Source organism: Nocardiopsis deserti (assembly GCF_008638355.1).
GTDB lineage: Bacteria > Actinomycetota > Actinomycetes > Streptosporangiales > Streptosporangiaceae > Nocardiopsis > Nocardiopsis alborubida.
In genome coordinates, this window is the sequence record NZ_ML703350.1 from 356491 (window position 1) to 379297 (window position 22807).

The 22807-nt window shown below is 72.7% G+C and carries 25 protein-coding genes and 1 pseudogene; 15 read left to right on the plus strand and 11 right to left on the minus strand.

What is annotated here, in order from left to right; genetic code table 11:
- The first annotated feature begins 57 nt into the window (after window positions 1-57).
- Window positions 58-858 (plus strand): TetR/AcrR family transcriptional regulator, encoded by an 801-nt coding sequence (locus tag FYW99_RS08950; protein WP_150251699.1) that lies wholly within the window; start codon window positions 58-60, stop codon window positions 856-858.
- A 55-nt stretch (window positions 859-913) separates the two neighbouring features.
- On the opposite strand, the gene FYW99_RS08955 is transcribed toward FYW99_RS08950, so the two are convergent.
- The 3 genes from FYW99_RS08955 to FYW99_RS08965 form a co-directional block, all read right to left on the minus strand.
- The gene (locus FYW99_RS08955; RefSeq protein ID WP_150251546.1) at window positions 914-1252 is read right to left on the minus strand and encodes a DoxX family protein; all 339 of its coding nucleotides are present in this window, start codon (window positions 1250-1252) and stop codon (window positions 914-916) included.
- A gap of 142 nt (window positions 1253-1394) precedes the next feature.
- Window positions 1395-2159, minus strand: coding sequence for a class I SAM-dependent methyltransferase (locus tag FYW99_RS08960; protein ID WP_150251547.1), 765 nt, complete (start codon window positions 2157-2159; stop codon window positions 1395-1397).
- Between the two features lie 104 nt (window positions 2160-2263).
- Window positions 2264-2701, minus strand: coding sequence for a GNAT family N-acetyltransferase (locus FYW99_RS08965; protein WP_150251548.1), 438 nt, complete (start codon window positions 2699-2701; stop codon window positions 2264-2266).
- Window positions 2702-2873: 172 nt separating this feature from the next.
- Between FYW99_RS08965 and FYW99_RS08970 the strand changes: the two genes are divergently transcribed.
- The 4 genes from FYW99_RS08970 (at window position 2874) to FYW99_RS08985 (ending at window position 4581) form a co-directional block, all read left to right on the plus strand.
- On the plus strand, window positions 2874-3305 hold the full coding sequence (locus tag FYW99_RS08970) for a hypothetical protein (protein WP_150251549.1): 432 nt from the start codon (window positions 2874-2876) through the stop codon (window positions 3303-3305).
- A gap of 65 nt (window positions 3306-3370) precedes the next feature.
- Window positions 3371-3655: a Scr1 family TA system antitoxin-like transcriptional regulator gene (locus tag FYW99_RS08975; RefSeq protein ID WP_223838877.1), complete on the plus strand. Its 285-nt coding sequence runs from the start codon at window positions 3371-3373 to the stop codon at window positions 3653-3655.
- A gap of 2 nt (window positions 3656-3657) precedes the next feature.
- On the plus strand, window positions 3658-3843 hold the full coding sequence (locus tag FYW99_RS08980; protein ID WP_150251550.1) for a DUF397 domain-containing protein: 186 nt from the start codon (window positions 3658-3660) through the stop codon (window positions 3841-3843).
- A gap of 282 nt (window positions 3844-4125) precedes the next feature.
- Window positions 4126-4581, plus strand: a complete 456-nt coding sequence (locus FYW99_RS08985; protein WP_150251551.1) for a pyridoxamine 5'-phosphate oxidase family protein — start codon at window positions 4126-4128, stop codon at window positions 4579-4581.
- An 80-nt stretch (window positions 4582-4661) separates the two neighbouring features.
- Here the strand turns inward: FYW99_RS08985 and FYW99_RS08990 are convergent, their stop codons facing one another.
- Window positions 4662-5876 carry an FAD-dependent oxidoreductase gene (locus FYW99_RS08990; protein ID WP_150251552.1) on the minus strand — a complete coding sequence of 405 codons (1215 nt, stop codon included), beginning with the start codon at window positions 5874-5876 and terminating at the stop codon, window positions 4662-4664.
- Between the two features lie 96 nt (window positions 5877-5972).
- Here FYW99_RS08990 and FYW99_RS08995 point away from each other — a divergent pair, with 96 nt between their 5' ends.
- Together FYW99_RS08995 and FYW99_RS09000 are read left to right on the plus strand one after the other, a co-directional pair.
- Window positions 5973-6602, plus strand: a complete 630-nt coding sequence (locus FYW99_RS08995) for a TetR/AcrR family transcriptional regulator (protein ID WP_150251553.1) — start codon at window positions 5973-5975, stop codon at window positions 6600-6602.
- A 218-nt stretch (window positions 6603-6820) separates the two neighbouring features.
- A complete protein-coding gene (locus FYW99_RS09000) occupies window positions 6821-7447 on the plus strand; it encodes a DUF1349 domain-containing protein (RefSeq protein ID WP_150251554.1) in 627 nt (208 codons plus the stop codon).
- A 106-nt stretch (window positions 7448-7553) separates the two neighbouring features.
- Here the strand turns inward: FYW99_RS09000 and FYW99_RS09005 are convergent, their stop codons facing one another.
- Entirely contained in the window at window positions 7554-7958 is a 405-nt protein-coding gene (locus FYW99_RS09005) for a cupin domain-containing protein (RefSeq protein WP_150251555.1), read from the minus strand.
- Between the two features lie 76 nt (window positions 7959-8034).
- Here FYW99_RS09005 and FYW99_RS09010 point away from each other — a divergent pair.
- Both FYW99_RS09010 and FYW99_RS09015 read left to right on the plus strand, forming a co-directional pair.
- Window positions 8035-9010, plus strand: a pseudogene (locus FYW99_RS09010) (AraC family transcriptional regulator).
- Window positions 9003-9443 carry a VOC family protein gene (locus FYW99_RS09015; RefSeq protein ID WP_150251556.1) on the plus strand — a complete coding sequence of 147 codons (441 nt, stop codon included), beginning with the start codon at window positions 9003-9005 and terminating at the stop codon, window positions 9441-9443. The pseudogene FYW99_RS09010 and the gene FYW99_RS09015 overlap by 8 nt, the downstream one beginning before the upstream one ends.
- A 142-nt stretch (window positions 9444-9585) precedes the next feature.
- Here the strand turns inward: FYW99_RS09015 and FYW99_RS09020 are convergent, their stop codons facing one another.
- From FYW99_RS09020 to FYW99_RS09030, 3 genes are all read right to left on the minus strand, one after another.
- Window positions 9586-10851: a purple acid phosphatase family protein gene (locus tag FYW99_RS09020; protein WP_150251557.1), complete on the minus strand. Its 1266-nt coding sequence runs from the start codon at window positions 10849-10851 to the stop codon at window positions 9586-9588.
- 223 nt (window positions 10852-11074) lie between these two features.
- The gene (locus tag FYW99_RS09025; RefSeq protein ID WP_150251558.1) at window positions 11075-11872 is read right to left on the minus strand and encodes a MerR family transcriptional regulator; all 798 of its coding nucleotides are present in this window, start codon (window positions 11870-11872) and stop codon (window positions 11075-11077) included.
- 17 nt (window positions 11873-11889) lie between these two features.
- A complete protein-coding gene (locus tag FYW99_RS09030; protein ID WP_150251559.1) occupies window positions 11890-12801 on the minus strand; it encodes an alpha/beta fold hydrolase in 912 nt (303 codons plus the stop codon).
- A gap of 116 nt (window positions 12802-12917) precedes the next feature.
- On the opposite strand from FYW99_RS09030, the gene FYW99_RS09035 reads away from it, so the two are divergent.
- Window positions 12918-13895, plus strand: coding sequence for an aldo/keto reductase (locus FYW99_RS09035; RefSeq protein ID WP_150251560.1), 978 nt, complete (start codon window positions 12918-12920; stop codon window positions 13893-13895).
- A gap of 204 nt (window positions 13896-14099) precedes the next feature.
- On the opposite strand, the gene gdhA is transcribed toward FYW99_RS09035, so the two are convergent.
- Window positions 14100-15470, minus strand: a complete 1371-nt coding sequence (gdhA, locus tag FYW99_RS09040) for an NADP-specific glutamate dehydrogenase (RefSeq protein WP_150251561.1) — start codon at window positions 15468-15470, stop codon at window positions 14100-14102.
- Between the two features lie 459 nt (window positions 15471-15929).
- Here gdhA and FYW99_RS09045 point away from each other — a divergent pair, with 459 nt between their 5' ends.
- The 4 genes from FYW99_RS09045 (at window position 15930) to FYW99_RS09060 (ending at window position 19776) form a co-directional block, all read left to right on the plus strand.
- Entirely contained in the window at window positions 15930-16922 is a 993-nt protein-coding gene (locus FYW99_RS09045) for a GlxA family transcriptional regulator (protein WP_150251562.1), read from the plus strand.
- A gap of 82 nt (window positions 16923-17004) precedes the next feature.
- Window positions 17005-17628 (plus strand): cysteine hydrolase family protein, encoded by a 624-nt coding sequence (locus tag FYW99_RS09050; RefSeq protein ID WP_150251563.1) that lies wholly within the window; start codon window positions 17005-17007, stop codon window positions 17626-17628.
- A gap of 148 nt (window positions 17629-17776) precedes the next feature.
- Window positions 17777-18823, plus strand: a complete 1047-nt coding sequence (locus FYW99_RS09055) for a Gfo/Idh/MocA family protein (RefSeq protein WP_150251564.1) — start codon at window positions 17777-17779, stop codon at window positions 18821-18823.
- Window positions 18824-18942: 119 nt separating this feature from the next.
- Window positions 18943-19776, plus strand: a complete 834-nt coding sequence (locus FYW99_RS09060; protein WP_150251565.1) for a phosphotransferase — start codon at window positions 18943-18945, stop codon at window positions 19774-19776.
- 89 nt (window positions 19777-19865) lie between these two features.
- On the opposite strand, the gene FYW99_RS09065 is transcribed toward FYW99_RS09060, so the two are convergent.
- Window positions 19866-21356, minus strand: a complete 1491-nt coding sequence (locus FYW99_RS09065; protein ID WP_150251566.1) for a carboxylesterase/lipase family protein — start codon at window positions 21354-21356, stop codon at window positions 19866-19868.
- Between the two features lie 170 nt (window positions 21357-21526).
- Here FYW99_RS09065 and FYW99_RS09070 point away from each other — a divergent pair, with 170 nt between their 5' ends.
- Window positions 21527-22171, plus strand: a complete 645-nt coding sequence (locus FYW99_RS09070) for a TetR/AcrR family transcriptional regulator C-terminal domain-containing protein (RefSeq protein ID WP_150251567.1) — start codon at window positions 21527-21529, stop codon at window positions 22169-22171.
- Window positions 22172-22242: 71 nt separating this feature from the next.
- Here FYW99_RS09070 and FYW99_RS09075 read toward each other — a convergent pair whose 3' ends face one another.
- The gene (locus FYW99_RS09075) at window positions 22243-22806 is read right to left on the minus strand and encodes a helix-turn-helix domain-containing protein (protein ID WP_150251568.1); all 564 of its coding nucleotides are present in this window, start codon (window positions 22804-22806) and stop codon (window positions 22243-22245) included.
- Between the last annotated feature and the right edge of the window lies 1 nt (window position 22807).

Below are 22807 nucleotides of genomic sequence, written 5' to 3' on the forward strand. Positions count from 1 at the left end.
CCTTATGGCGTAAGCTGATGGCTGGAGAACGTTAGTTTATAGCGTAAGGAGATGCAAGTGGTGGTCTACGCCGGGCAGGGTGACGTCCGTCGCACCATGGAGCTGCTGTGGCGCTCGCGCGGCGGGGACAGCGCCCGGACGGCACCCGGCCCCAAGCCCGAGCTCAGCGTGGACCTGGTGGTGGAGACCGCCATCGCCCTCGCCGACGCCGAGGGGATGCAGGCGCTGTCCATGCGCGCGGTGGGCCAGCGCTTGGGGCGTACCGCCATGTCGCTGTACACGTACGTGGCCAGCAAGAACGAACTCGTGGAGCTGATGTACGACCACGTCTTCGCGGAACTGGCCGACGCCGCCGAGGCCGACGCCGAACCAGACTGGCGCACGGCTACGACATCCTGGGCCGCCCGGCTGTGGGACTTCTACCTGAGCCACCCCTGGACCCTGGAGGTCTCCCAGGCCCGCCCGGTGCTGGGCCCCAACGAGTACCGATTGTTCGAGTCGCTGGCCGCGGTACTGCACCGCGCCGGACTGGGCGCCACGCAGATCCGCAGCGCCTACGGCAACCTGTTCACCCTCGTGCGCGGACCCGTGCAGATCGCCTCGGAGTCGCGCCGCGCCCCGGAGGTCACGGGCGTGGCCGAGGACGCGTGGTGGTACGAGCGCTCCGCGCAGCTGGAGCGGGTCGCCCCGGACTTCGACCAGCGCTTCCCCGTGCTGACTCTGCTGTCGGAGCAGGGGGCGTTCAGCAACGAGAACCAGGACGAGCCCTACCTGGAGCAGGAGGCGTGGGAGACCTTCCGGTTCGGGCTCAACGCGCTGCTGGACGGACTCCAGGCCAGCCTCGGCCCGCGCGGGTGAGCACGCCGGTCGATCCGTCCCCGGAGGGTGGAGGGGGCGACCGGCGCGGCCGGGGTCAGAGCACCACCAGGGAGGCGGCCACCGGCGCCGCGTACACCAGCGGGAAGGGGATGTGCGCGTAGGAGCGCGCCCGGACCACCGTGACGACGGCCCCGGTGAAGTACAGGACCAGGCCGATCCCCGCCAGCACGCCGACGACCGGGACGAACAGGCCCGCCAGCAGGCCCGCCGCCCCCGCGGCCTTGGCCGCGCCGAGCCAGGGCCACCAGGAACGGGGGACGCCGTACTCGGTCAGGGGCTGCACCACCCACGGGGCGCGCAGGAAGACCGATCCGGCGGAGAAGGCCGCCAGGGCGGCGCCGATCAGGGTGAGGACGATGTGGGCGGTGGACATCAGCGATGCTCCTCGTCGGGAGGGCACCGGCCTGCCCGGCCGGGTGCCTTCGGGCTTGTCACCTCCTCGACCCCGCCCGGCGCACGGGTGTGACAGCTTCGCGGCAGAAGTTCTCGGCACGGGTCCGCGGTACGGACGCCGGTCAGCACGGTCGGGCGAAGGTGATGATCTCCGCGCTGGCCTCGGTGAGCGGGCTGCGGTCCCAGTAGCCGTACTGCGCGCTCACCTCCAGCCCGGCCTCGGCGAGGAAGCCGTTCAGGGCGTCGGCGTCCAGGAACCGCAGCGTGCTGCGGCTGCTCTCGGTCCGCTCCCAGCCCTCGACGCCGTAGTCGGAGGTGAAGGTGACCAGGTCGCCCTCCACACTCTCCAGCCGGTGGACACAGGTGGCTCTGCGCCCTCCGGGACCGTCCACGGTGCGCATTCGCTCGGGGGTCCACGCCTCCCAACCACGCGCGGCCGGATTGCGTGTCTCGAACACGAACCGGCCCTCCCCGGTCAGGGCGCGGCGCACGGCGGCCAGGAACTCCCGCACCTCGTCGTCGGTGAGGAACACCTGGAAGGCGTGACCGGTCATGACGACCAGGTCGAACTCGTCCTCGTAGGGACCGCCCGCCTCCCCGTCGTAGGGGCCGTAGACCGGGTCACCGAGGGTCCACTCGATGTCGTCGCGGTCGCGCCGCCCGACCTCCAGCATCGCGTCGGCCGGGTCGAGACCGACCAGGCGCCCGGTGTGGCCGCGCTCGCGCGCCACCCGCTGGAGCTTGCCCGTCCCGCAGCCCACGTCCAGGACGGAGCGGGCGTCCATGACCAGGTCGAGGTAGAAGTCGTCCTGGGGTGAGCACCGCCAGAAGTTGAAGTAGTCGTAGAGCGCGGCCAGGTCCGGCTGGGAGAAGTGTCGGTCGACCATCGGGCCATTGTGGACGACCGCTCCCCCGCCGTCACCGGGTTTTCGGGTGCGCGCGAACACGCGGCACCACCGACCGAGGCCCTGCCGCACCCGGTCGATCTGCGTTACATGGGCTTCGAGAACCGCACGCCCGAGGCGGTGTAGCCGCGCCGCATGTAGAAGGCGTGGGCCTCGGTCCGTCTGGTCGAGGAGTTCAGCATGGTTCGGGTCGCGCCCCGCTCCACGGCCCAGGCCTCGAACACGGCGCACAGTGCCGTGCCCACACCCCGCCCCCGCGCGTCCTCGGCGGTGACCAGCGCGATGAGCTGCCCGGCCGGGGCATCGTCCTCCACCGGAAACAGCAGGTGCCCGGCGGCGAAACCCAGCAGCTCTCCCGAGGCGGCCTCGCCGACCCAGAACCCGTAGGTGGGGTCGCCAGCCAGCCGTTCAAGACGGCTGCGCACCTGCGTCGCCGTCGAGGGATGCGACAGCGCCGCGTAGAGCGGTACGAGCCCGTCCGCGTCGGAGAACCGGACCGTACGGGTGGTCACGTGGGAGGTCATCCTCCGCACGCTACCGGGGGGGTGCGTCGACCGGTCGGGCCCCACCTGTTCCCGGTATGAGGGGCGGGGCGGATCGGTGCACACCAGGTTCTTCGGGCCGGGGTGTCGTCCGGCTCCGGCCAATCCGGTGAACTCCTCCCGCGATCCGGGCCCACCTGCGAGCATGGCCCCCATGACCACCACCGCACTGCACTACCGGGACGGCGCGTGGGTGCCGGGACCCGACCCCGTCGAAGAAGCGTGCGCCACCCAGACCGTCGAGGAGGACTGGACGGACTGTGTCGCCCGCGCCGGGTTCAACCGACGTCCGTTCGCCGAGTACGGCGGTCCCTGCTCGTCCTCCTACGCCCAGCTGTTCAGCGGCGCCGACGGCACGAGCTTCTTCATGCACATCGCCCACGGCGGCCTCGGACAGCACCTGTACCTCCACTCCGTGGTGGACGCCCTGGACCACGCGGCCCGCTGGGCTCCCGCGTTCGCCCTCCAGAACGACGACCCCGAACTGGCCTCGCCCGAGGTCGGAACCGCCTCGACCGTCCCGAGCTTCGCCGAGGACTTCGACGAGGAGGAGCTGACCAAGCTGCGGCAGGCTCCTCACCCCTGATTCCGATTCGGAATCGGAGTCGGATCCGCCGGGGACGAACGCGGTTGCGGCGGTTCGAACCGGCCGTGTGCGACCGTGCGAACGGGCGGCACCACCGTGCGCGGTGGTGCCGCCGACTCACAGGGGCGCACCCCGCCATTGACGGTGCCTTCACCCTGTTCGACTTCCCCAGGCCCGAACCGGGCATAGTCTCCATTCCCACCGTGGTGGAGGCGCTGTACGTTGAGGACGCGGACTACTTCGATCAGCACGCGCTGATCTTCGACGCCGTCCAGAACCTGGCGCTGGACCCCCAGAGGTCGCTCGACCTCATCGGTTCCATCGCCGCCGAACACGACAAGCGAGCCTGAACATGTTGCTGGAGTTCCGCAAGTCCTCCTACTCCACAGGCGGAGACAACTGCGTCGAGGTCGCCGAACTGCCCACCGGTGCAGCCATCCGCGACTCCAAGCACCCCGAGTTGGGCTTCCTGCCTGTCGGTGCTGGTGAGTGGGCAGCCTTCACCTGCCTCATGGCCGCCCAGTCCCCCAAGGCCTGAGGGCGCTCCCTCGCCCTTCCGGTGGCGGGCCGCAGTTCCGTCCGGCCCGCCACCGCACACCCCCGCGACGGGTCGTCCACAGCCCAAAAGAACTCCTTTCCCCGCCGTCCAGGGCTGCCTAGTGGGCTGGCCGCACATGTTGCCGGTGTGGCGCCGGGGACTCTCTTCCCCGGTGATCTTGCTACTGGTGCCACTGTGGACCGTCGACAGTGCCTCTGGGAGCAAGATCATCCTCGATACGCACGCCCCGGTGAACCGTTCCGGGCCGCCTAGTCTGAAGATGTGAGCGAAACCCCCAGCACCTTCAGCCAGCACGAGCACCCCTTCGACGTCGACGCCTTCCTCGCCCGGCCCCTGGTCGCCAGGGTGGCCGCCTCCGACTCCTCCGGCGCGCCCACGGTGCGTCCGGTGTGGTTCCTGTGGGAGGAGGGGGCGGTCTGGTGGATCACCGGCGCCTACTCGCGGATGTCGCGGTTCCTGGCCAAGGACCCCCGGGTCGCGCTGGTCGTGGACACCTGTGACCTGGAGAGACTGGAGTTCCTTCAGGTCATCATGCGGGGCAAGGCCGAGGTCGTGCCCTACGACGAGGAACGCTCCAGACGCAAACTCCGTCGCTACCTCGGCGACGACGAGTCCACCTGGCCCGCCGACTTCAAGGACTTCGACGACGATACGCGGCTCATCCGCTTCGTCCCCGAGAGGACCATCGTCCAGGACCTGTCCAAGACCCGCCCCTGAACCGTGGTCGGCAACGCCTGACCAGCCTGCCGACGACGGCTGACACGGCTCCAGAAGGTGATGCCGCTGTCAGCGGCGGGCTAGGAACGGGTCGGAGCCGGACCGGGGACCGGCGGGGGCGTCCACTGCGCCACCGAGGAGCCCATCCGCACGACGACACCGCCGGGGAGCAGGCGGAGCGCGGAGTTGCGCACCGTCTGGCGCCACCCGCCGCCCAGGTCCGCCCCGAACCGCGCCATGAGGACGGCCTGCGCGGCCATCGTGCGGCATCGCGGGCGCCGGACCGCGTCGAACTCCGCCAGGGCCCGTCCCAGGTCGTCGCCGTGCGCCGCCCAGCCGCCGACCAGACGTCCGAGGCTGGCGCCGTCCTCCAGGGCGGTGGCCGCGCCCTGTCCCATCGTGGGCAGCGCGGCGTGCGCGGCGTCGCCGACCATCACGACCCGACCGTGGACGTAGCTCGGCAGCCCGCCCGGCAGGTGGTAGACGTCGTGGCGCATGAGCTGGTCGGGGGCGGTGTCAGCGATGAGTTCGCCGATCTCGGGGGCCCAGCGGGCGAACCGGGCGCGCGCCACCGCGTGCTCGTCGCCGACGACCGCTCCCTCCGGGGCGCGGACGTAGCCGTACCAGTACAGTTCCGACGCGCTGACCCGCACCGACCCGAACTCCCCGTCCGGCCCCCAGTACTCGGTGAGGCGTCCGTCGCGGGCGGTGTCGGAAACGACGGCGCGCCAGCTCGTGCTCCCGCTGTAGCGGGGACGCACACCGGGAAAGAGCGCGGCGCGTACCGCGCTCCACACCCCGTCGGCGCCGACCACGAGGTCGGCCTCCGTGCGGTGGTCGGTGTCCCCTCCGCGCCACTCCACCTCCGCGCGCGCCCCGCCGGGCGTTCCGGGGCGCACACCGGTGACCCGCGCCTCCGTGGCCACCTCCACCCCGGCCTCCTCCGCTGCCCGGCGGAGGGCGGCGTGCAGCCGCTGCCGGTGCAGGCCCAGCAGCGTGACCACCGGGCGCACGTCGGGGCGGTCGTCGGGGATGAGCAGGAGGCCGCGGCCCCGGGTGTCCCGGAAGCCCGTCGCGGTGGTCTCGTACCCGATCCGCGCGACGCGCTCGTCGTCGAATCCGAGCGCGTGCAGTGCGGCGACGCCGTTGCCGAGCATCGCGACCCCGGCGCCGACCTCGGCCTCGCCGGATCGGCGTTCCAGCACGGTGGTCCGCCAGCCCCGCCGGGCCAGCGCCACCGCCGACGCGAGCCCCGCGATGCCGCCGCCGACCACCGTCGCCACCGGTTCCCTCATCGTCGTCCACTCCCTCGCGGTCGGGCGTTCGGCAGGGGGCCGACCGCCATTCAATACGATGGTAGTGGTAGGCGTCGCCGTCCTATACTGACCCCCATGCCTCCCGCCAACCTGCGACGACGCCGTGCCCTGGCGGACGCGGCCATCGCCCTGCTCGCCGAGGAGGGGGCGCACGGGCTGACCCACCGCGCCGTCGAGACCCGCGCCGGGGTCCCGGCCGGGACCGCCACGAACTACGCCCGCAACCGCGAGGCCCTGCTCGTCGCGGCCGCCGAACGCGTCCTCGAACTCCACTTCGCGGACATGGCCTCCGCCACCGCCGCCGACCCGGCGAAGGGCACGGCGGACAGGACGGAACCGGCGCCACGCAGGACGACCAGCGCGCACGACCTGGCCGAGATCCTCGCCGACTCGCTGTGGACCGCGGCGACCGAGCTGCGCGAGCGCTACCTGGCGGTCTTCGAGCTGCAACTGGAGGCCCGGCGCCGTCCCGCGCTGGCCGCCGTCCTGGCCCGGCTGGGCGCCACCGCGCTCGCCGACACCGCCGGGCTGCACGACGAGATGGGCACGGGCGTGCCCGAGGCCGCGGTCTCCGTCCTCATCAGCCTCTACTCCGGCACGCTGTTCAACCTGGTCACCCTCCCCGCCGACCTGCTCGACCGGGAGCGGGTCCGCGTCCTCGCGGAGGCGATGGTGCGCGGAGCGCTCACCGGCGGCGGGGCGTAGGCATCGCTCTGTGGGCCCGGCGGGTCCCACGGACCCGGATTCCCCCTCAGGGCGGGCCGGTTGGTGGTGTCGCGTGCGCCCTCGCGCCCGGCCCCTTCTAGGCTTACGTGGTCCGCTCCCCCGCGACAGCCGTCGAAAGACCCCGGCCCGCCCCGCCCCGCCGCCCGGCGGGGCCCGAGGCCGCCCACCCCTGGCACCACGACACCGGAGGAAGCAGCATGACCCTCGCCTGGAACGTACCGGGGCTGCCCTTCGCCCTCTCCCCGTCGTCCGAAGAAGCATGGGCGGTCGACGAGGAGGCCGGCGCGGTGACGGCCGCCGCGACCGCCCGCAGCGACCTCTTCATCGCCCCGGACACGGACCCCCGGGACGACGCCGCGACCACGCTCAACGCCCAGACCCTGCTCGGCGTCCCCCCGGAGGGCGACTTCCGGTTCAGCGCGCGTGTCACCGTCGGCTTCGCGTCGGCCTTCGACGCCGGGGTGCTGCTCCTGTGGGTCGACGACCGCCACTGGGGCAAGCTCTGCTTCGAGTACTCCCCCGACCGCGAACCCATGGTCGTCTCCGTGGTCACCCGGGGAGTCTCGGACGACGCCAACGGCTTCACCGTCGACGGCCGGACGGTGTGGCTGCGTGTCTCGCGGATCGGCCGGAGCTTCGCCTACCACGCCTCCCTGGACGGCGCGGTCTGGCGGATGATCCGGTTCTTCGCCGTCGGTGACGGCGCCGCGTCCGCCCGGATCGGGTTCGAGGCCCAGTCCCCGACCGGAGACGGCTGCGCCGTCACCTTCGACGACATCCGCTTCACCCGCGAGCGCCTGACCGAACTGCGGGACGGTTCCTGAGTCGAGGGAGCGACCGCGGTACGCACCCCTTCGAAGCGGGTCCGCGCTCCGTCCCGAAGGGAGCCCGGGTCGGGTCAGCGCAGGAAGACGGGGCCGACCCCTCACGTCACCCCGCGTCCAGGGCATGCCCGGTGGTGGCGTCCACGTGGTCGGGTACCTCCTCGTGCCGGTCCCCCACCGTCAGGGTTCCCGTCGGCTCGAACAGGAGGATGGAGGCCCCTTTGTCGGACTCGGGCCGGTGCTCGGTCCCGCGTGGCACCACGAACACCGACCCCCTTTCCAGCGTGACCACCCGCTCGGCTCCCCTGGCGTGCTCACGCAGCCGGATGCGCAGGTCCCCGTCCAGCAGCAGGAAGAACTCGTCGGTGTCGTCGTGGGCGTGCCACACGTACTCGCCCCGGACCTTGGCCACGCGCACGTCGTAGTCGTTGACCCGGGTGACGATGCGCGGGCTCCACAGCTGCTCGAAGGAGGCCAGCGCGTCGTGCAGGTTGATCGGCTGTTCGCTCATGAGGGCCATCCTGGCCGTGGCGCGGTACCCCGGGAAGTGCTAGGAATCGCACATGTCGCAAGAATCCTCGCACCGCGTGGCCCTCGTCGTGGACGAGGGCTCCAACCCCTTCGAGATGAGCGTGGCCACCGAGCTGTTCGGGCTGCGCCGCCCCGAGATCGACCGCCTCTGGTACGAACTGACGGTGTGCGCGGCCGTGCCCGAGGTACGTGTGCACCGGGGCATGTTCACTCTCGGTGGCCTGGCCGGACTGGAGGCGGCCGCGGAGGCCGACACCGTCATCGTGCCCAACCGCCCCGATCCCGAGGTGCCGCCCGCCCCGGAGGTGGTGGAGGCCGTACGCGCGGCGGACCGGCGCGGCGCCCGTCTGGTGAGTTTTTGCAGCGGCGCGTTCACCCTGGCGGCGGCCGGGGTCCTGGACGGCCGCCGGGCCGCCACGCACTGGCGGTTCGAGGAGCTGTTCGCCCGGACCTACCCCCGCGTCCGGCTGGAGCGGGACGTGCTGTTCGTGGACGAGGGCCGGGTGCTCACCGCGGCGGGCAGCGCCGCCGCCCTGGACCTGGGACTGCACCTGATCCGCCGCGACCACGGGGAGGAGGTCGCCAACATCGTCAGCAGACGGCTGGTGTTCACCGCCCACCGCGGGGGCGGACAGCGCCAGTTCGTGCCCAGGCCCGTCCCCGAGGCGGCCGACACCTCCCTGTCCCCGCTCCTGGACTGGGCGCGGGATCGCCTGGACTCCCCGCTCACCGTCGCCGACCTGTCCGCCCGGGCGTCGGTCAGCGCCGCGACCCTGCACCGCCGCTTCCGGGCCGAGCTGGGCACGACCCCGCTGGCCTGGCTGCGCGCCGAGCGGGATGGGGATGGAGACCGTCGCCCGCGCCAGCGGTCTGGGCAGCACCGCCAACCTGCGCGCGAGTGTGCGCGCCCACACCGGGGTCAGCCCCTCCGCCTACCGGGAGCGCTTCGGGCCGAGGCCGCCGACTGGCACTTCCGGCCTCCCGGTCCTTCCTTCCCCTGACCCCGACCGCGTAGCCTCCAGGCATGTCTGACCTGCCCGCGCGTTTGACCGTGGTGACCCTGGGAGCCCAGGACGTGTCCGAGCTCCGCCGGTTCTACCAGGCCCTGGGCTGGGAGGAGGTCCCGGCCAGCGGTGACGGCTGGGCGGCTTTCCTGCTCGGCGGCGTCCTGCTGGCCCTGTACCCCGTGGAGGAGCTGGCAGCCGAGGCGGCGGACGGCGCCCCCGGCCCCGCGGGTTGGTCGGGGATCACGCTCGCCTGCAACGTGGACGGCCCCGAACAGGTGGACAGCGCCTTCGCGGCCGCGGTGCGTGCCGGTGCCACCGTCGTGGCCGAACCGGTGGAGCGCCCCTGGGGAGGGCGGTCCGCGTACGTCGCGGACCCCGAGGGCAACCGCTGGGAGATCGCCTGGGCCTCGGTGGCCAGGTTCGACGGCCGCGGTGCGCTGACCGGTTTCGGCGACTGAGGGCCGCCCCGAAGGGCGGGTGCCCCTGCACCGGCGCCGCTCCCCGCCACGGCGTGCCCTCACCCCTGACGCTTGGCGGCATCGGAGCGAGGGGGCCTTCGTCAGGCGTGGCGCCCCGGGGGGCGGGGCGCCACGCCTGGGCTCAGAGCGTGTCGGTCACGCGCTTGCCGTCGCTCTTGTCGATCGTGAAGGAGTCCACGACCGCGCCGTCGGCGGTGCGTGCGGTGTAGCGCAGGCGGGCGCCGTCCACCTCCACCGCCTGGAAGGTGGAGGTGTCGGCCAGCTGCACGCGCACCTCGGCGCCGTTGTCGGTCCAGTTGGAGGCGGAGGCGTCGTACATCTTGGTGCCGGTCACCGCGACGGTGTAGACCGGTCCGGTCTGCACGTCGGCGTCGTCGGTGCGGTTCGCGGTCAGGTTGCCCCGGCCGTAGGAGTGGTCGTGGCCCTGGAGGACCAGGTCCACGTCGTGCTCCTCCAGGGTGTCGAGCCAGGAGTCGCGCAGGGGGCCGTTGTCGCGGCTGGGACTGTTGGAGAAGACCGGGTGGTGGAAGGTGACCACCGTCCAGGGGTGGGGGTTGGTGGACAGGGCCTCCTCCAGCCAGCGCTGCTGGGTGTCCAGCCAGGAGTCGGTGCTCAGCGGCGCCGCGTTGCGGTAGTTGGAGTTGAGGACGACGAAGCGCACGCCCTGGTAGTCGGTGTGGTAGACGGTCTGGGGCAGGTGGCGCCCGCCGGCGGGCCCGTTGCCCGCGCCCGGGAACTGCGGGTTCCAGTACCGGCTCAGGGAGAACAGCGAGTACTCGTGGTTGCCGGGGGCGGCGAGGTGGTTGACGGTGCCGGTGGCCTCGGGGCCGAAGGCGTCGAACCACTCGGTCCACTGCGACTCGCTGTTGGGCGAGTCGACGAGGTCGCCGGAGTGCACGACCAGTTCGGCTTCGGGCTCGGCGGCCAGGGCGGCCCGCACCACGGTGGCGCCGCCGGTGGAGATGCCGTTCTGGACGTCGCCGAAGTACAGGAAGGTGAAGGGCTCGGCGCCGGAGGCCGCGGTGGTGAAGGTGCGCCAGGGGCTGAAGTCGGTGCCGTCGCCGACGCGGTAACGGTAGGCGGTGTCGGGGGTCAGGCCGGTGGCGGTGGCGGCGTGGAAGGTGCCGTTGGCCGAACCGGTGTCGGCGCCCTCGACGGTGGTGACCCGGCCGGGGTCGGCGGCGGGGGCGATCTGCACGACCGGCGAGCCGGAGCCGTCCGAGCGCCAGGCGAGGGTCTGGGAGGTGGCGGGGTCGGCCGTGGGCGAGAGGATCACGCGTTCGGGCGCGGTGGCCGCGGACGCGGCGGGTGCGGCGACGACGGGGGTCAGGGCCAGCAGGGTCGTGCCGAGCAGGGCGAGGGCGGGGCGGGCGGCGAAGCGGGACACGGGGGGCGCCTTTCTGCCGGGGGGAACGCTGACGCAGCGAAGGTAACCGCCCGCGCGCAACGCGGTGTGAACGCCCGGGGACGATCCGTCGCGGCACAGTGAACGCCGGGCATGACCGCTGTTACAGGCGCAGGACACCGGGCCGCCGCCGTCACCGACGGTTCCCGTGCCGGTGGTCCCCGGGCGCCGCGACCGCGGTGCCCTCCTGCCGCGTCCTCCCGTGTCATCCCCTCCGGGGCGCCTCGTTCGGCCCGGGGTCCACGCGTTCGAGCCTGGTCCAGCCGGACCAGCCCCGCCTGCTCAGCAGTGCGACCAGTCGGCGGGCCGGAGGCACGGTGTCGAACGCCAGTCTGTCCATCAGCTCGGCGAGCGGTGGTTCGATGTCGGTGTCGTCCACGTAGTCCTCACCCCGTTCGTCGGCCATCCGCGTGATGTAGTCGGCCAGTTCGTCGGCCAGCTCGGCCAACCGCGGGTCGTCGCCGGTCCGGCCGAGAGCCCGGCCCAGGACGAGGTAGAAGTCGATGAACCGCCGGTCGGCGATCTGCTCCCGTTTGCGTGCCATCCACTCCGGAACCCGCTCGGGTGAGTGCGCGGCCAGCAGGATCCAGCCCTCGCGCTCGGCCCGCACGATCCGCTCGTCGACCCCGAGCGCCCGCAGCCGGGCGAGGTGTCCGACCACCTCCGGTGGCAGAGCCAGACCGTCCCCCGAAGCGAGCCGGGCGACCTGCTCGCGGTGCCGCTGCCGTTGCCGGATCTCCGCGTGCAGCCGCGCGTCGATGTCCGCGACCGCCGCGGCGAACTCCTCCTCGTCGGCCCGTAGCAGCTCCCGCACGCGCGCCAGCGGGACTCCGGCCTCGGCGAGGGTCCGGATCCTGATCAGCTCGACCACGGCGTCGGCGCCGTACCTGCGGTAACCGGAGTGGTCGCGCTCGGGCTCGGGAAGCAACCCCTTGGCGTGGTAGTGCCGCACCGCGCGCACCGTCACCCCGGCGTACGACGCCAGTTCGCCGATGGTCAGCATCGCACTGATCCTCCTGTTCAGAGCGTGTTCGAGGGGTCCACCCGGCCGGCCGGGCCCTGCGCGTCCCGGATGATCCGGGCGATCTCCGGGGCGTGGGTGAAGGCGAGCCGGTGGTCGGCGTCGAGCCGGTGCACGGCGACGCGCGGCTGTTCGCGGACGAGCCGCTCGGTACCGGCACGCCAGTTCCGGTTGAATCGCGGCGCGGGCCCCTCACCGCTGTCACCGGCCATCGCGGTCGACATGACCATGCTGACGGGCAGGTCGATCCTGCCGTAGCGGTCGAGGATCGTGGACCGGACCGCGTCGATCTCCATGTTCAGGTCGAGGACATCCTGGGCGGTGAGCAGCACCTGACGCGCGGTGCCCCGCTCGGCCTTGTGCCGTGCCGCCTGTTCCTCCCACATCGCGCGGAAGACCGGCAGGTCGGCCTCGGTGACGAACGGTTCGGGCACCGGGTTCGCCCCGTCGACGAGCACGAGCCCGGCGACGCTGTCGGGGTGCTCGGAGGCGTGGTGCACGGCCAGGTCCGCGCCCAGCGAGTAGCCCACGAGCACGGGCGCCTCGGGCCGGCCGAGGCGCTCCAGCTCCGCCAGCACGGCGCCGAGGTCGCCGAGGAACGCCGCGAAGGAGTACCGGTCGGCGGCGGACGCGAGGCCGTGGCCCCTGAGGTCGAAGGTCACCACGTCGTGGTCATGCCGCAGCAGTCCGGTCAGCTCGTGCAGGTCGGCCTGTGTCGTGTGCAGCCCGGGACACAGGACCAGCGGTCGTCCCCGGCCGCCGCGGGTCACCGGGATCGTGACACCGTCGTGGTGGACCGTGAAGCGCCGCACCGTCGTCTCACCCCGTCCGTACCGCTCTTCGCCGTCGCCCCGTCCGCCGTACGGCTCGTGGGGTCCGGCTGCCCTGGTCGTACCGCTCTTGGTGGTCATGCCGCCATGGTGCGGGGTTGACCCAGCGTCAGGGTCAACCCGCCGCCGTGGGGGCGGAACGCGATCACGGGAGTCCGTGCAGATGGGAAAGCTCCCAAGGGCCTAGGATCGCACCCATGGAAACACGCGTACTCGGCCGTACAGGCAACAACGTGGGCGTCATCGGTTTCGGCGCCTGGCAGATCGGAGCCTCCTGGGGCGAGGTCAGCGAGACCGACGCCCTGGCCGCCCTGCACGCGGCCGCCGACGCCGGTGTCACCTTCTTCGACACCGCCGACGTCTACGGCGACGGCCGCAGCGAGCGGCTCGTCGGCCAGCTGCTCAAGGAGCGCCCCGGCATCACCGTGGCCACCAAGATGGGCCGCCGCGCCGACCAGACCCCCGACAACTACAACCCCGACAACTTCCGCGCCTGGAACGACCGCTCCCGCCAGAACCTGGGCGTGGACACGATCGACCTCGTCCAGCTGCACTGCCCGCCCGCGCGGGTCATCGCCACCGACGCCGTCTTCGACGACCTGGACGCCATGGTCGCCGAGGGCCGCATGCGCGCCTACGGCGTGTCGGTGGAGACCGTGGACGAGGCCCTGACCGCGATCGCCCGGCCCAACGTCGCCACGGTGCAGATCATCCTCAACGCCTTCCGTCACAAGCCGCTGGAGAAGGTGCTGCCCGCCGCCCGCGAGGCCGGGGTCGGCATCATCGCGCGCGTGCCCCTGGCCAGCGGCCTGCTGTCGGGCAGGTTCCGCGCCGACACCGCCTTCGGCGAGGACGACCACCGCAACTTCAACCGCGAGGGCCAGGCCTTCGACAGGGGCGAGACCTTCTCCGGCATCGACTACGCGACCGGGCTGGAGGCGGTGGAGCGCCTGCGCCCGCTGGTGCCCGAGGGCGTGACCATGGCCCAGTTCGCGCTGCGCTGGATCCTGGACCAGGAGGGCGTCAGCGTGGTCATCCCCGGCGCCCGCAACGCCGACCAGGCGCGCGGCAACGCCTCCGCGGCCGAGCTGGCCCCGCTCGCCCCCGAGGTCCGCGCCCGGGTGAGCGAGGTCTACGACGAGCTCGTCCGACCCCAGGTCCACCACCTGTGGTGAGGGTCTGAGACACCGCGGCGGCCGACCACCGGGGTCGGCCGCCGCTCGTAGGCATCGGAGGCCGGAAGGGTTCACCGGGGCCCGCCCCACCCGCCGTGATCTTGTACTCATAGCGAGCCCCGACCGCCGACATCGGCTATAAGTACAAGATCATCGCAGGTCAGAACCCCATGCCTCACACCGGCGACAGTCCCGGTCAGCCCGCTAGATCAGGCCCTGGGCCAGCATCGCGCCCGCCACCCGCTCGAACCCGGCCACGTTGGCGCCCAGCACGTAGTCGCCAGGGGCCCCGTAGCGCTCGGCCGCCTCCTCGCAGCGGTCGTGGATACCCGCCATCGTCTCGGCCAGCTCGGACTCGGCGTGCTCGAAGGACCACGACGTGCGCCGCGCGTTCTGGCGCATCTCCAGCACACTGGTGGCCACACCGCCGGCGTTGGCCGCCTTGCCCGGCGCGAACAGCACACCGGCCTCGCGCAGCACCTTGACCGCCTCGGGCGTGGTGGGCATGTTCGCGCCCTCCGCCACCGCCACGACGCCGTTGCGCACCAGGGTGAGCGCCGCGTCGGCGTCCAGCTCGTTCTGGGTGGCCGAGGGCAGCGCCACGTCGCACGGCACGTCCCAGACGCTGCCGCCCTCGACGTAGCGGGCGCCGCCGCCCCGACGCTCGGCGTAGACGCTGATCCGGGCGCGCTCGACCTCCTTGACCTGCTTGAGCAGGTCCAGGTCCAGCCCCTTGTCGTCCACCACGTAGCCGCCGGAGTCGGAGCAGGCCACCACGTTCGCGCCCAGCTGCTGGGCCTTCTCCGCCGAGTAGATCGCCACGTTGCCCGATCCGGAGACCGTCACGCGCTGGCCGTGCAGGCCGCGGCCCGACCGCTCCAGCATCCGCTCGGTGAAGAGCACGCTGCCGTACCCGGTGGCCTCGGTGCGCACCCGCGAGCCGCCCCACTCCAGGCCCTTGCCGGTGATCACCCCGGCCTCCCAGCGGTTGGCCAGGCGACGGTACTGGCCGAACAGGTAGCCGATCTCGCGGCCGCCCACGCCGATGTCCCCGGCCGGGACGTCGGTGTGCTCACCCAGGTGTCGGTGCAGCTCGGTCATGAACGACTGGCAGAACCGCTCGATCTCCGCGTCGGAGCGGCCCTTGGGGTCGAAGTCGCTGCCGCCCTTGCCGCCGCCGATGTTCATGCCGGTCAGGGCGTTCTTGAAGATCTGCTCGAAGCCCAGGAACTTGATCACGCCCAGGTTGACGCTGGGGTGGAAGCGCAGGCCGCCCTTGTAGGGGCCCAGTGCGCTGTTGAACTCCACCCGGAAGCCCCGGTTGACGTGTACCTGGCCCTGGTCGTCACGCCAGGGCACCCGGAAGATGACCTGGCGCTCGGGCTCGCACAGGCGCTTCAGGATGCGCTGCTCGTCGTACTCGGGGTGCCGGGTCAGGGCCGGGGAGAGGTCGTCCAGGACCTCCAGCACCGCCTGCTGGAACTCCGGCTCGTCGGGGTTGCGGCGCACGACGTGCTCATAGGCGGCGCGGACTCCGGGGTGGTGGTCACGGCCTGCCTCGTCGGCGAAGGACATGGGTGAACGTTCCTTTCAGCACAGGTGGAACGGGCACCCCACACGCCGTTGTGTCGGGAACCTCGAACAAGCGCACGCTGGCGCAACACATGGTGGTGATCCGAGGCCCTGAGGTCCTCACGCCTGCGGATCGTGGCTGTGTGAGGAGTGTATTACCTCGATGTAAACATAAATCCTCCGTGGCCACGGTCGGCCGCCCCCTCGGGGGGACCGGTGTCGCCACAGGTCAGCGCGTGCTCGCACGGAGTCGTCACCGGGAGGGGTCCCCGGCCGCCGCGCGGCGCGTGTTTCCGTCGCGTTGCGCGTACGTGACGCCGCCCGGGGGCGGGCCCCACCTCGCGGGCCCCGGCGCCGGGCCGCAGGAACCGCTTCCGGGCCCGGCCGCAGGACCACACCGGTGTCCGGATGTGACAGCCGGTCGTCATTGCGGTCATGGTCGGCGGCGGTGAGGATGGACCCATGTCCCTTCCGCACCGTGTCGTCATCGGGGTCTTCCCCGACGTCGACCTCCTCGACGTGACCGGCCCGGCCGAGGTCTTCGCGCTGGCCAACCGGGAGGCCCCGGGCCGTGCCGACTACCGGATCCGCCTCGCCGGGCCGACACGCGGCGAGGTGCGGACGTCGGCGGGCGTGCGGCTGCTCACCGACGTGTCCTTCGACGACGTCGGCGGACAGGTGGACACGCTGCTGGTACCCGGCGCGGTCGACATGGGCGACGACGGCCCCGTGGCCCGGATCGACGCCGACGTCGTGGCGTGGGTGCGGGAGACCGCCCCCTGCGCCCGGCGGGTGGCGTCGGTGTGCGTGGGCGCGCACGTACTGGCGGCGGCCGGACTGCTGGACGGCAGGACCGCGACCACGCACTGGTCGACCGCCGCCCAGCTCGCCGCCGACCATCCGGCCGTCACGGTCGACCCGGACCCGATCTTCGTCCGCGCCGACCGCGGACAGTTGTGGACGGGCGCCGGGATCAGCGCCTGCCTGGACCTCGCCCTCGCCCTGGTGGCCGAGGACCTGGGCGAGGACGTCGCGCTGGGGGTGGCCCGGCAGCTGGTGATGTACCTCAAGCGGCAGAGCGGGCAGAGCCAGTTCTCCGTGCCGCTCAGCCGGCCCGCCTCCGCCCGCCGCGACATCGACGAGCTGCGGCTGTGGATCTCCGACCACCTCGACGAGGACCTGTCCGCGGAGGTGCTGGCGGCCCGGATGCACCTGAGCGAGCGGCACTTCGCCCGCGTCTTCACCCAGGAGACCGGCACCAGTCCCGCCGCCTACGTCGAGGGCTCCCGGGTCGAGGCCGCCCGGCACCTGCTGGAGACCACCGACGACCCGCTCGACCGGGTCGCGGCCAGGGCCGGGTTCGGCTCGACGGAGACCCTGCACCGGGCGTTCAGACGACAGCTCGCCACCACCCCCGCCGCCTACCGCCGCCGCTTCCGCACTCAGACCGCCTGATCCCCGCGCCCACCAGTACTCCCCTCCTGCACCGGCAGGACGGAGAGCTTCGCCATGCCCCGCTTCTCCAGAAAGGCATCCCATGAGCACGAACCAGCCCTCCACGACCCTGCGCGGCGTCATCGGCCTGGACGACCAGCCGCCCGGACTGGGCGACGCCGTCCTGGTCATGATCGACATCCAGAACACCTACCGCACCGGCGTCATGGCGCTGGAAGGCGCCGAGGAAGCCCTCGCGGCCAGCGCCCGGCTGCTGGAGCGCGCCCGCGCCGCGGGCACTCCCGTCGTCCACGTCGTCAACGACGGGGGCGAGGGCACCCCCTACGACATCAACGCCCGCATCGGCGCCATCAGCGACGAGGTCGCCCCGGCCGACGGCGAGCCGGTCGTGGTCAAGCGGTTCCCCGATTCCTTCCACCTCACCGAACTGGAGGAGACCCTGACCGCCCTGGGCGCCGCCCCGGGCAGCGGCAAGGACCTCGTGCTGGCCGGCTTCATGACGCACATGTGCGTCAACTACACGGCCCAGGGCGCCTTCAACCTCGGCTACCGCCCCAGCGTCGTCGCCGAGACCACCGCCACCCGAGCCCTCACCGCTCCGGACGGCACCGTCCTGCCCGCCGCCACCCTCCAGGCCGCCGCCCTGACCACCATCGCCGACCTGTTCGGCACGGTCGTCCCCACCGTCGACGCCCTGGCCGACTGACCAGGGCTCCGGCCCCGCACCGCGGGGCCGCCCGCCCCGCCGCCACCGGGCGGCGGGGCGGGCGGCACGGCGCGCGGGACCCGCCCCGGACCGCGTGTGCGGCGTAATCCCTTTGCCCCGCGGCCGCGCGGGGACCGATGATGCCCCCATGCGCGTGGGAGTGGTGGGACTGGGGATGGGTCTGCACCTGGCGGAGTGGGCCGCCAGGCTGGGCATGGACGTGGTGGCGGCATGCGACCGCGATCCCGCCCCGCGCACCGCGGCCCGCGAGCGGCTGCCCGCTGCGACCCTCACCGGACGCTGGCAGGACCTGCTCGACCAGGATCTGGACGGGGTGGTCCTGGCCAACGACTTCGACGCCCACGCGCCCCTGGCCCGGGCCTTCCTGGACCGCGGCGTCCACGTGCTCTCCGAGACCGCCGCGTGCGCCGACGAGGCCGAGGCGAGGGCGCTGGTCGCGGCGGCCGACCGCTCGTCGGCGACCTACTCCCTGGCCGAGAACTACACACTGCACCCGCACGTGCTGCTCGTCCGCGAGGCCGTCAGGGCGGGCGAACTGGGCCGGATCAGCCTCATCGAGGCCGACTACCTGCACGGCATGTCCCCCGAGGGCGTCAGCGGGCTGACCGGTGACCCCGCCCACTGGCGCGGACGCATCGCCCCCACCGCCTACTGCACCCACTCCCTGTCGCCGATCCTGGCGATCACCGGGGCGCACCCGGTGGAGGTCAGCGCGTTCACCGTGGACGAGGCCGCGCCGCGCCAGGCCAGCACCATGGTGGTGCGCCTGTCCACGGGCGCCCTGGCCGTCACCCGCAACGGCTTCCTCCAGGGCGAACCCGACAGCCACTGGAGCTGGGTGTCGGTGCGCGGCACCCACGGGCTGGCCGAGTCGGTACGGGCACGGGGAGAGCGCGCCTGGTCGGTGCGCGTACGCCACGAGGGGTGGACCCGCCCTGACGGCGGCGTCCGCGAGGAGGAGCGCGTCCCGCCCCCGCTGATCCTGGATGGAACGCCCGTGGAGCGCGGAGCGGAGGGCACGGTGCGCCTGCTGCGGGGCTTTCGCGACACCGTCGAGCACGGCGCCGGGCCGCTGGTGCCGGTACGCGCGGCGGTGGCGGCCTCCCTGGTCGGGGTGGCCGGAGCCGAGTCGCTGGCCCGGGGGTCGTGTCCGGTCCCGGTTCCCCTGCTGTGACCGGGTTTTTCCTCCTCCGGGACGACCTTCGACGCGGCGCGGTCTCCCCCCGGGCGGGCGCTGGCAGTAGTTTCGAGGTAGACCCGCCACCGCAGGTCCTCCCAACCCCGAGGAGAGCGATGACCCACCCGACCGACACCGACAGCGGCACCGACAACAGGGGGAAGCGGTTGGCCGGTGGCATGATGACCACGGTGTTCCGGTACGGCGGCCACGTCGTGCGCACCGCGACACCCGCCGCGCCCGCCATCCACGCCCACCTGGGCGCCCTGGCCGAGAGCGGGTTCAGGGGCGCTCCGGTGCCGCTCCGGCTGCGCGACGACGGCCGGGAGGAGCTCACCTTCGTGGAGGGGGACGTCGCCCTTCCGCCGTTCCCCGACTGGGCGTTCACCGAGCACACCCTGCGCTCGGCCGCCGAACTGCTGCGCCGCTACCACGACGCCGCCGCACGCGTGCCCGTGGACGCCTCGGCCTCCTGGAACACCGGCTCCACCGGGATGGCCGACCCCGAGGGCGGCCCGATCCTGTGCCACAACGACCCCTGCCTGGAGAACATCGTCTTCCGCCGGGGCAGGGCCTCGGCCCTGATCGACTTCGACCTGGCCGCGCCGGGCCGCCCGGTCTGGGACGTGGCGGCGCTGGCCTACTACCTGGCGCCCGCGCTCGACCCGGTGTCGGCCGCCGGGACCCCGCACGAGGGGAGCGTCGCCCCGCACCGGCTGCGCGTCCTCGCCGACGCCTACGGCCTCTCCGTCGACGACCGCCGCGCCCTGCCCGAGACGGTCGAGGACTACACGGCCGTCGCCCGCGTCTTCGTGGCCGAGCGGGTCGAGAACGGTGACGGCCTGTTCGCCCGCGACCTGGAGCGGACGGGCGGGTGGGAGCGCTGGGACCTTCGCCAGTCCTGGCTGGCCGATCAGCGCGCGGTGTTCGTCCGTGCGCTCGTCGACTGACCCCAGACCTCGGCCCCCGGGCACCGGGATGACCTACGTCCCGGTGTGCGGAGGCAGCTTCGGCGACCGGGGCGGGGAGTCCCTTCAGTTCAGTGGACGCCGTCCCAGAGGGCGCGTTCCTCCGGCCTGGGATCGTCGGTGAGCGCAGGAGCGTCGTCGAAGCGCATTACCGGCCGCCGGGGCAAGTCGTAGCGGGGCCACCCCGGGTCTCCCCGGGTGGCGAAGGCGACCCAGGCGGCGTGCACGGCGTCGGCGAGGCGCTGCGGCGGACTGGTGCCGGTCAGCGGCCAGAAGCGGGGGTCGTCGAGGAGGTCGAAGACGAAGGGGACCTCCAGGAAGTGGCAGGCGCCGAGGCTGCCGCCGAACCGGGGAGAACGCCAGGCGAACTCGTACATGTGGACCGCGGTGCCGGTCGCGGCCCTGGCCTCGGCCAGCCGGTAGGCGGGAACGCGGTACCACCAGTCGCGCTGTAACAGCGCCAGCAGGTCACCCGGCCCGAGACCGGGATCGGCCGCACCGTAGGCCGCGCGGACCCGCTCGGCCGGAAGCCCGTACAGTCTCGCGGTGGTGACCAGATCCGCCTCGGTCACGGCGGCCAACGCCCCGAAGGGAACCAGCGAAAGCCTGCCCTCCTCCGCGTTGGTGCCGATCAGGATGTCGACGTCGGCGCCCGCACCGGTCCGGACGAGGTCGAGCGGTCGGGCGGGCAGGGTGCCCTCGTCGATGACCGGCTGCCAGGCGGTCACCCTGGAGCCCGGCTCACCGTTCCAGCGCCGAGGATCGGGATCCGGCGCCAGATCGTCCATCACCGCAGTCTGAGCGTCGAGCAGTCGTCGGCGGGAGACCGCGGCGATCGCCTCGCGCGTGAACGCGACACCCAGGTGTGAGGCCAGCAGCTCACCGATGTGTCGCGCGGTCTCGGGCGTCTGGACCAGGTTCCCGGCACCGCTCTGCAGGACCGCTCGCCGGAACAGCCCCCGGGCTGCAGGCATGGCCAGCAGGGTGCCCGCGCACATGGCACCGGAGGACTGTCCGAACACGGTGACGTTGTCCGGATCGCCGCCGAAGGCGGCGATGTTGTGCCGTACCCAGTGCAGTGCGGCGATCTGGTCGAGAAGGGCGAGGTTGGCGACCCCGTCTCCCGGCGCGAGGAAGCCCTCGGCGCCGAGCCGGTGGTTGAGGCTCACGAGGACGACGCCGTCGCGGGCGAAGCGACCGCCGTCGTAGAGGACGCTGCTTCCGCCGTCGAAGCCGCCACCGTGGACCCACACCATCACCGGTTGCCGGGCACGGCCCAGGTCGGCGGACCAGACGTTGAGGTTGAGGCAGTCGTCCCCGGCCACGGTCGGATAGAACCCCGCCAGCTCCACGGGCAGGGGGAAGTCCGGCTGGGGCGCGGTGGGGCCGAAGGCTCCGGCGTCGCGTACACCCTCCCACGGGACGACCGGCCCCGGCGGACGGAACCTGCGGGGGCCGGTGGGCGGTTTGGCGTACGGCACCCCCTTGAAGACGTGGACGCCGTTGACGGTGCGTCCATGCACGAGACCAGCGCGAGTAGCGACGACGGGATCGCTTGTCATGACCTGACGTGTCCTTGTGCGGGCCGGATCCGGCGTGCGGCCGACCGCATCGCGGCTTGGGTCATGAGCTCTGCCCTCCTCGGACTCGGCGATTTGTTTCTTACGGCATAAGTTTCCTGTGCCCTCACTATACTTACGCCGTAAGAACCGGTGACGCCTGAAAGGCCGCCATGTCCCCGAACCGCACCCGTGGCCAGAGCGCCGGGCTCACCCGCCAGGCCGTCCTCCAAGCTGCCCTGGCGCTGACCGACCGCGAAGGGCTCAAGGCGTTGTCGATGCGCCGCATCGGTCAGGAACTCGGAGTCGAGGCCATGTCCCTCTACCAGCACGTCGTCAGCAAGGACGACCTGTTGGACGGGCTGGTCGAGCAGGTTTTCACGCAGGCCGCTCCGCCGATGGCCAAGGCCGCCTCATGGCGGGAGGGCCTGAGCGGGTACGCCCACGTCCTCCTGCGCACCCTGCTGGCGCACCCGAACGTCCTGCCCCTCGTGATCACCCGGCCCGCGATCACCACACAGAACCTACGCACCATGGAGAGCGCGCTCATGACTCTGCGGAGCGCGGGTTTCACACCGGAACGGGCCCTGGACATGCTGTACGCCGTGGCCGACCTCGTCGTCGGCCACGCCGCCGTACTGGCCGCCAGCGGACCGGAGGACCAGGCACCGACCGACCAGACACGCGCAGTGGCCCACCCGGGCTCGCGGGAGGCTTTTCTCCTCACCGAGGCCGCACGGGCCCGACGGTCCTCCGGACCAGGGTCCCGCTTCGACTTCGCGCTCGGTGCCATGCTGCGCGGCTTCGACGCGAGCTGACCGCACGGGCCGTCCCGCCGCTGCGTCGGGGACCGGTGACGACCACCGGGCCCGTCCACCGGTCAGCGGCCTCAGGCGCCGCGCCGGGAGACGACCACCAGGTAGCGGCAGCCCTCTCCGGTCGGGTTGTGGAACTCGCACGGCTCGGGCGGGCCCAGGTGCAGGCAGTCGCCCCGCTCCAGCACGTGCTCCACACCGCCCTCGCGGAAGGCGAGCGTGCCCTCCAGCACCCAGATCTGGTGGTGGGTGAGGGCGTAGGCCTGTGCCGGGAAGCCCACCCGCGCCCCCGGCGGCAGCTCCACCTCCACCAGTTCGATCGGGCCACCGGCCGTGGGCGAGACCGCGCGCCGCCGGTAACCCGTCCCGGGATCGGTCCACACGGGCTGCTCGTGCGCGCGGACCAGGCGGCGGTCGCCCTGCTCGGCGCGGGCGACCAGCTCCGACAGGGTGATGCCGAGCGCGGCGGCGAGCCGTCCCAGCAGGGAGGCGGTGGGCTGGGCCTCGCCGTTCTCGATCCGGCTGATCATGCCCCGGGAGACACCGGAGAGCTCGGCCAGCGCCCCTCCGCTCAGCCCGCGGGCCCGGCGCAGCCCGCGCAGGGTCGAAGCCAGGGCCGGTCCCAGTGTGTCGCTCATG

Excerpts from the sequence above, each read along its gene's own strand:
- FYW99_RS08955 (WP_150251546.1), bottom strand. The coding sequence starts at position 1,252 with ATGTCCACCGCCCACATCGTCCTCACCCTGATCGGCGCCGCCCTGGCG.
- FYW99_RS08960 (WP_150251547.1), bottom strand. The coding sequence starts at position 2,159 with ATGGTCGACCGACACTTCTCCCAGCCGGACCTGGCCGCGCTCTACGAC.
- FYW99_RS08965 (WP_150251548.1), bottom strand. The coding sequence starts at position 2,701 with ATGACCTCCCACGTGACCACCCGTACGGTCCGGTTCTCCGACGCGGAC.
- FYW99_RS08970 (WP_150251549.1), top strand. The coding sequence starts at position 2,874 with ATGACCACCACCGCACTGCACTACCGGGACGGCGCGTGGGTGCCGGGA.
- FYW99_RS08980 (WP_150251550.1), top strand. The coding sequence starts at position 3,658 with ATGTTGCTGGAGTTCCGCAAGTCCTCCTACTCCACAGGCGGAGACAAC.
- FYW99_RS08990 (WP_150251552.1), bottom strand. The coding sequence starts at position 5,876 with ATGAGGGAACCGGTGGCGACGGTGGTCGGCGGCGGCATCGCGGGGCTC.
- FYW99_RS08995 (WP_150251553.1), top strand. The coding sequence starts at position 5,973 with ATGCCTCCCGCCAACCTGCGACGACGCCGTGCCCTGGCGGACGCGGCC.
- FYW99_RS09000 (WP_150251554.1), top strand. The coding sequence starts at position 6,821 with ATGACCCTCGCCTGGAACGTACCGGGGCTGCCCTTCGCCCTCTCCCCG.
- FYW99_RS09005 (WP_150251555.1), bottom strand. The coding sequence starts at position 7,958 with ATGAGCGAACAGCCGATCAACCTGCACGACGCGCTGGCCTCCTTCGAG.
- FYW99_RS09015 (WP_150251556.1), top strand. The coding sequence starts at position 9,003 with ATGTCTGACCTGCCCGCGCGTTTGACCGTGGTGACCCTGGGAGCCCAG.
- FYW99_RS09025 (WP_150251558.1), bottom strand. The coding sequence starts at position 11,872 with ATGCTGACCATCGGCGAACTGGCGTCGTACGCCGGGGTGACGGTGCGC.
- FYW99_RS09030 (WP_150251559.1), bottom strand. The coding sequence starts at position 12,801 with ATGACCACCAAGAGCGGTACGACCAGGGCAGCCGGACCCCACGAGCCG.
- FYW99_RS09035 (WP_150251560.1), top strand. The coding sequence starts at position 12,918 with ATGGAAACACGCGTACTCGGCCGTACAGGCAACAACGTGGGCGTCATC.
- gdhA (WP_150251561.1), bottom strand. The coding sequence starts at position 15,470 with ATGTCCTTCGCCGACGAGGCAGGCCGTGACCACCACCCCGGAGTCCGC.
- FYW99_RS09045 (WP_150251562.1), top strand. The coding sequence starts at position 15,930 with ATGTCCCTTCCGCACCGTGTCGTCATCGGGGTCTTCCCCGACGTCGAC.
- FYW99_RS09050 (WP_150251563.1), top strand. The coding sequence starts at position 17,005 with ATGAGCACGAACCAGCCCTCCACGACCCTGCGCGGCGTCATCGGCCTG.
- FYW99_RS09055 (WP_150251564.1), top strand. The coding sequence starts at position 17,777 with ATGCGCGTGGGAGTGGTGGGACTGGGGATGGGTCTGCACCTGGCGGAG.
- FYW99_RS09060 (WP_150251565.1), top strand. The coding sequence starts at position 18,943 with ATGACCCACCCGACCGACACCGACAGCGGCACCGACAACAGGGGGAAG.
- FYW99_RS09065 (WP_150251566.1), bottom strand. The coding sequence starts at position 21,356 with ATGACAAGCGATCCCGTCGTCGCTACTCGCGCTGGTCTCGTGCATGGA.
- FYW99_RS09070 (WP_150251567.1), top strand. The coding sequence starts at position 21,527 with ATGTCCCCGAACCGCACCCGTGGCCAGAGCGCCGGGCTCACCCGCCAG.
- FYW99_RS09075 (WP_150251568.1), bottom strand. The coding sequence starts at position 22,806 with ATGAGCGACACACTGGGACCGGCCCTGGCTTCGACCCTGCGCGGGCTG.